This window comes from Endozoicomonas sp. YOMI1, assembly GCF_024606345.1.
GTDB lineage: Bacteria > Pseudomonadota > Gammaproteobacteria > Pseudomonadales > Endozoicomonadaceae > Endozoicomonas.
Window position 1 is genome coordinate 1 of record NZ_JAHHPM010000108.1, and the last position, 6635, is coordinate 6635.

At 41.3% G+C, this 6635-nt stretch carries 2 protein-coding genes; both read right to left on the reverse strand.

What is annotated here, in order from left to right:
• Positions 1-4091 (reverse strand): ankyrin repeat domain-containing protein (locus KDK15_RS03895; RefSeq protein ID WP_257294053.1); only part of this gene is annotated, 4091 nt, incomplete at its 3' end.
• A 421-nt stretch (positions 4092-4512) separates the two neighbouring features.
• Positions 4513-6635 (reverse strand): hypothetical protein (locus KDK15_RS03900; protein ID WP_257294054.1); only part of this gene is annotated, 2123 nt, incomplete at its 5' end.

Sequence of the window (6635 nt, forward strand, 5' to 3'; positions counted from 1 at the left end):
GTTTGGCCATAGTTATCCTTCTCTTTGGCCAGGGAGCGGTCAAAGTCCAGCAATGTCTGGATGGCCTCTCTGTGGCCATTTTTAGCAGCGAAGTGGAGAGCCGTCCAGCCACCGTTAGCCTTCTCTTTGGCCAGGGAGGGGTCCATCTTCAGCAATTCCCTGATCAACCATGTGTTGCCATTGCAGGCAGCATCGTGAAAATCCCGAAGGCGCTTGGATCTATCACTGCCCGACAATACCTTGGCCTTGACGGTGTCTGTGTGGCCTTGACTGTTTGCAGCAGCACTAGCTTGTTGACTATCACTTATATTATCCTTGTATGGTTGTAGCTTTTCCTTCAGTTGTGAGAACTCAGAGAGTAGAGCATGTCGTGTAGATTCATAATGACTACCCATCAATTCTTTTTCTATCTCCTTTCTTGCCTGCTCAAACATAGCTTCCACTTCTTTTACCTCTTCTACTCTTACAGGACTGGAAAAACAATCAATAAAAGTATTCGCTTTATCCAACAGTTTTTTGACTTCTTTCCAAACAACCTCTCCTTTCCGCTCTTCTATTTTCTGTAGCCTAAGGCTCAAACTTCGGTGTCTATACAACAGTTCAATTCGTTCATCTTTTAGTAGTTCTAGTAGTTCATTTCGTTCATCCTTGTCACGTAGTTTCGTGAACTGATCTATTGCTTTATCAAGATACTCCTTTGCTTCCAATACTCGTTCTTCACTATATCCGTACGGGTCATTTTCTGAAAAAGTAATCAAAACTTCAGCTTCATCCAGGTTTGCGATAGTTAATGATTTAATTTCATTACAAATCCCGCACCTTTTTACTTCGGCCAACTGGATACTTAATGCCGCCTGGCGCTCCACCAGTTTTGATCTCTCTTCATCATCTACAAGTGCCAATTCATCGAAGTGTTTGGATAACTGGGCAATTTCGTGTTCAATCGACTGTATATCGATACTCTTCCCTATATTGACTCCATCCAGCTTATCTTTCAGCTCACCCAAACGATGATAAGAATCCTTTACCTGAAGCTCATCAAACAGCTTCCTGACCGCTCCGTATTTTTCTGGAAAATGTGTAAGCCCCAACGTTTTTACACTGATCAGGTCTGTGTTGATCTGCTGCATCTGATTTCGATAATCTGTTATCTGATTAACCGTCCACTGATCTACCAGCAATCGTTCAATGTGGGCACTCAAACGTTCAATATCCTTGTACGATTGTAGCTTTTCCGACAATTGATTAAACTCAGAAAATAGATATGGTATAGATTCATAATGACTACCGCTCAATTCTTTTCTTATCTCCTTTACTGCCTGCTCAAACAGAGCCTCCACCTCTTTTACATTTTTTACTCCCACGGGTCTGGAAAGAATCCGAATATAAGAATTTGCTTTCAAAAAAAGTGGTTCAACTTTTACCCGAACAATCTCTTCTTTCGTTTCTCGCAAGCAACGGGGAAGGCGAAGGCTCAAATCATTATATCTTCTCTTTAATTCATTTCGTTGAATATCGTCACGTAATCTCAGGCACTGAACTATTGCCTCATCAAGATACCCCTTTGCTTCAAATATACGCTGTTCATTAAAGTCATACTCGTTACTTTCTAAAGTGATAATAAAAGCTTCAGCTTTACCCAGGTTGTCCATAATGATGCTTGCCAGACCAGCGTCTGAAGATTTTGCTTTTGATCCCGATGCCTGATCATTCATATAGGACAGGTTTAGCTTTTCCAGCCTGCCCTTCAGTTTTTTTGTCCTGTCAATCTCTTGCTCATCCATCTTCAAACTGTTCATTAATCTTTTGAGATTATGTAATTGATCTTCAGCTTTCTTGAGCACGACTTTATTTAGGTACCCACCCTTTTCAACATTACTTTCCTGAGTTTCTATCAACCATTCTGTGTTATCAAGCTGCTCCCGCTTAACTGTTGCTTTGCTGGTATTTAATAAATCTCTGAGTCGGCTCTTTTGTTCTAAAAGTTCAGTACGTTGTGGCCCCAGAGGCAGGCTGTCAATCAACTTGCTTATTTCGCTTAAACTGTCTTCTTTATGGTTAAAGAAATCCATAATTTGGTCAGGTTCGGGCAAGTCCCTGTATTTAAAATCCTTAAGGTCAGTAGTTAATAAGTTAATATGATCGGAAATATCGTAACACGTTTCCACTCCACTCAATTGCTTAATTAATACCTCGCGACCCTGCCTCAGCCCTGAAAGCTTTGCATCACCTACAAGACCTGCAAGTGCCAGTTCCTCGAAGCGTTTGGATAACTGCTCAATGTCTTGTTTAATTGACTGTATATCCCTTCTGTTCCCTATATTGATCCCATCCAGCTTATCTTTCAGCTCCCCCAATCGATGATAAGAATCCTTTACCTGAAGCTCATCAAATAGCTTCCTGACCTCTCCGAATGTTACTGAATAATGTGTAATCCCCGACGTTTCTAAACTGATCAGATCTGAGTTGATCTGCTGCATCTGATTTCGACACTCTGTTATCTGATCATCCGTCCACGGATCTACCAACAATCGTTCAATGCGAGCACTTAAATCCGCTAACTTTATTAAGGTCTGAGAAAATGAAGGAGAATCACAAGAGGGCGGAGTAGCTTGTTGACTATCACTTATATTATCTTTGTATGGTTGTAGCTTTTCCTTCAGTTTTTCGAACTTAGAAAATAGACCATCTCGTATAGTTTCATAATTACTACCACTCAACTCTTCTATTAGCTGCTTTCTTGCCTGCTCAAACAGATCCTCCACTTTTTTAACCTCTTCTACCCTCACAGGACTGGAAAACCACTTAATAGCAGTATCCGCTTTATTTAACAGTTCTTCGACATTTTTCCCAACAATCTCTCCTTTCTTTTCTTTTATTTTTTGCAGCCTTGCGCTCATACTTCGGCACCTATCCAACAATTCACTTCGTTGACGACTGTCACGTAATTTCTCACATTGAGCTTCTACCTCATCAAGATGCCTTTTTGCTTCCGATGCACGCTTTTCACTAAACTTCTCCGGGTGACTTTCTGAAGTGGTAATCAAAGCTTCAGCTAATTCCAGGTTTTCGATAATATCGCCAGCCGGGGCAGTGTTTGAAGATCTGGCTTGTGATATCGCTGCCTGCTCATTATTGGTCACAATTAACTTTGCCAGTCTGACCTGCAGGTCTTTTAAATTCCCACTCTCTTGCTCCTCTATCTTCAAACTATTCTTTAGTTTTTTGAGATCATTTAATTGATTTCCAGCTTGCTCCAGCATATCTTCCTTGGGGGCAGCACCCTTCTCATTATTATTTTCAAGAGCTTTTATTAACTTTTCTATGCTCTCAAGTTTCTGCTGCTTAACTGTTTCTTTGCTGGCATTTAATAAATTCCTGAGCTGACTCTTTTGTTCTAAAAGTTCAGTACGTTGTGGCCCCGGAGGCAGGCTGTCAATCGGCGTGCCTATTTTTTTGATTAAACTGTCTTCTTTATGGTTAAAGAATTTGATAATTTGGTCAAAATCTGGCAAGTCTCTGCATTTAAAATCTTTAAGGTCAGTGGCTAATGATTTAATATCATTGAGAATCCGGGAACACTTTTTTACTTCGCCCAACTGTTTACTTAATGCCTTCAGGCGCTCCACCAGTTGTGAACGCTCTTCATCACCTACAAGTGCTAATTCATCGAAGCGTTTGGATAATTGTTCGATGGCCCGTTCAATCAACTTTATATCCTTGCTCTCTATATTGCCCCTTTCCAGCTTACCTTCCAGCTCATCCAAACGATGATGGTAATCCTTTACCTGAAGCTCCTCAAACTGCCGCTTGACCTTTCTATATTGTTCAGAAGATTTAAGCTCCGACTGTTCTAAATCTTTCAGACCTGCGTTGATCTGCTGCATCTGATTTCGATACTCTGTTATCTGATCATCCGCCCACTGATCCCCCAGCAATCGTTCAATGTGGGCACTCAGACGCGCTAACCTTGTTCTGGTAGGCAGGCTTTCGGTGTTACCATGTTGAGATGATTCCAGGCCGAACGTCCCTGCCACCGTAACCTGTTGTGCACTTCTTTCTGAGAGCGATTGGCCATCACCCGAATCCATCCGTTCACCGGCCCCACTTATGACAGCTGTGGTTACTGGCCTTACAGAACCCCCTTCGTCAGATGAAACGGTATTGCTTGCATCGGGCAACCTGGCCTGATGGACAGGGTACGGTGCTGTATTATTGGGTCTCATGGCAAGCCACAGAGGATTTAGTTTCGACCATAACCGTTGGAGATTTGTATTAATACTCAGGCATAAAAGATTTCATTAGACACTGCTTTATTACAGCAAAGATAGCGCTGCATACCCTTTCGGCTAAAGCCTTTTTTCTTGCAAATGACTGTTTACCGAAATGGCATTTTACTTCTATAAAATAAGACCGAACTGAATTTTCAGTCCGGATTTACTTTATCCACACATTTAACCCACTGCCAGTTTTTGTGCCACAATGAGTCTTACAGCGGCACGGCATCAGGGTCTAGGATTGCATACAATCAGATCTTTTTTTCCGCAGCTGCTCCAGCTGTATGTCCAGAGCTTCTATATCCATACGAACAGTTTCAATATGACTATTAAGAATCAGACATTCTTTTTTATAATCTGCTAAACCAGCGAATTTTTCGAGCTTCAGTTCTTTTGCTGTTTTTAAAGTATTAGCGCAAAATTCCCTAAGATCACAAATTTTACCTGCGCGTTGTTCAATTGGGTATTGTCTGGAACGCTGCAACTGTTCCTGCAGATCTTTATGCTTACGTTCATATTCTTTCAAGTAATGATCAAGACTAGGATCTATCCTATTTTTAACTTCACTGTTTGTAGCAGTAGTTTGGTGTCTATCACTAATATTAACCTTGTATGGTTGTAGCTTTTCCTTCAGTTGTTTGAACTTAGAAAATAGACCATCTCGTATAGTTTCATAATTACTACCGCTCAATTCTTCTTCAATCTCCTTACCTGCCAGCTCAAACAGATCCTCCACTTTTTTTACCTCTTCTCCTCTCACTGGACTGGAAAAACACCTAATAGCATTATTCGCTCTATTTAACAGTTCTTCGACTTTTTTCCCAACAATCTCTCCTTTCTTTTCTTCTATTTTTTGCAGTCTTGCGCTCATACTTCGGCACCTATCCAACAATTCACTTCGTTGATGTCTGTCACGTAATTTCTCGCATCGAGCTTCTACCTCATCAAGATGCCTTTTTGCTTCCGATGCACGTTTTTCACTAAACTCATCCGTATTATTTTCCGAAGTGGTAATCAAAGCTTCAGCTAATTCCAGGTTTTCGATAATATCAGCTGCCGGGCCAGTATTGGAAGACTTTGCTTTTGATACCGATACCGGCTCACCCACATTGGCCAGCTTTAACTTTGCCAGCCTGACCTCTAGGTCGTCTAACTTAACACTCTCTTGCTCCTCCATCTTCAAACTGTCCATTAATTTTTTGAGATCATGTAAGTGTTTGCCAGCTTGCTCAAGCATGTTTTTCTCTAGGGCACCACCCTTCTCATTATTATTTTCCTGAGTTTTTATTAAATGCTCTATACTCTCAAGCTTCTGCTGCTTAACTGTTTCTTTGTTGGTACTTAATAAACTCCTGAGCTGACTCTTTTGCTCTAGCAATTCAGTTCGGGGAGATCCTGCAGGCAGGCTGTCAATCAACGTGCCTATTTCTCTTAAACTGTCTTCTATATGATTAAAGAATTTGATGATTTGGTCAAAGTCGGGCAAGTCTCTGTGTTTGAAATCTTCAAGGTCAGTGGCTAATAATTTAATATCATTGTGAATCGTGAAATGCCTTTTTATTTCGACCAATTGGTTACTTAATGCTTCCTGGCGCTCCCGCAGTTGTGAACGCTCTTCACCACCTACAAGTGCTAATTCATCGAAGCATTTGGATAACTGTTTAATGTCCCGTTCAATCGACTGTATATCCTTGCTGCTTCCTATATTGCCCTTTTCCAGCTTATCTTCCAGCTTATCTTTCAGCTTATCCAAACGATGATGGAAATCCTTTACCTTAAGCTCCTCAAACTGCTTACTGACCTCTTTGAATTCTCCGGTAAGAAGCCCTAACGATTTTAAATTGTTCAGCTCTCCCTTGATCCACTGCATCTGATCCCGAATACGTGTTATATCTTCATCCCTCCACTGATCCCGCATCAATCGTTCCATGTGAGCACTCATATGCGCTAATTTTGTTCCGGTCTCAGGTGACAAGGCATCATTATCGATAATGTCACCTGCCAGTCCAGTGTTTGAAGACTTTGCTTTTGATACTGATAGCGGCTCACCCATCCTATCGGTCAGGTTTAACTTGGCCAGCCTGCCCTTCAGGACTTGTAACTTCCCACTCTCTTGCTGTTCCATCTTGAAACTGTTCATTAATCTTTTGAGATCATGTAATTGATTTTCAGCTTGCTCCAGCATGTCTTCCTTGAGGGCAGTACCCTTCTCATTATTTCTTTCCTGAGTTTTTATTAGATGTTCTATGTCCTCAAGCTTCTGCTGCTTAACTGTTTCTTTGCTGATATTTAATAAACTCCTTAGCTGACTCTTTTGCTCTAACAATTCAGTTCGCTGAGATCCTGCAGGCAGGCTGT